Source organism: Oceanobacter antarcticus (assembly GCF_044962685.1).
Taxonomy (GTDB): domain Bacteria; phylum Pseudomonadota; class Gammaproteobacteria; order Pseudomonadales; family Oceanobacteraceae; genus Oceanobacter; species Oceanobacter antarcticus.
This window is the reverse complement of sequence record NZ_JBBKTX010000147.1, coordinates 1-226: the sequence shown is the minus strand read 5'-3', so window position 1 is coordinate 226 and position 226 is coordinate 1. Positions and strand designations below refer to the sequence as shown.

1 protein-coding gene is annotated in these 226 nt (G+C 51.3%); it reads left to right on the top strand.

Annotation, left to right across the window (positions count from 1 at the left end):
* Positions 1 to 226: transposase (locus WG929_RS21280; RefSeq protein WP_416207659.1), on the top strand; the 226-nt coding region annotated here is incomplete at both ends.

Sequence of the window (226 nt, the reverse complement as noted above, 5' to 3'; positions counted from 1 at the left end):
CGGATTGATCACATTAACGAAGAATTAAAGCGTTATGGCGAACAGGATCAGCAATGCCAGAACCTGATCTCTATCCCTGGAATCGGGGCTCATATCGCGACGGCCATCAAGAGTACGGTGGGCAATGCGGAGGTCTTTCATAACAGCCGGGATTTTGCGGCGTGGACGGGGTTAACGCCGAGACAAAAGGCCAGTGGTCATAAATCGGTGATGTCAGGGATTACCA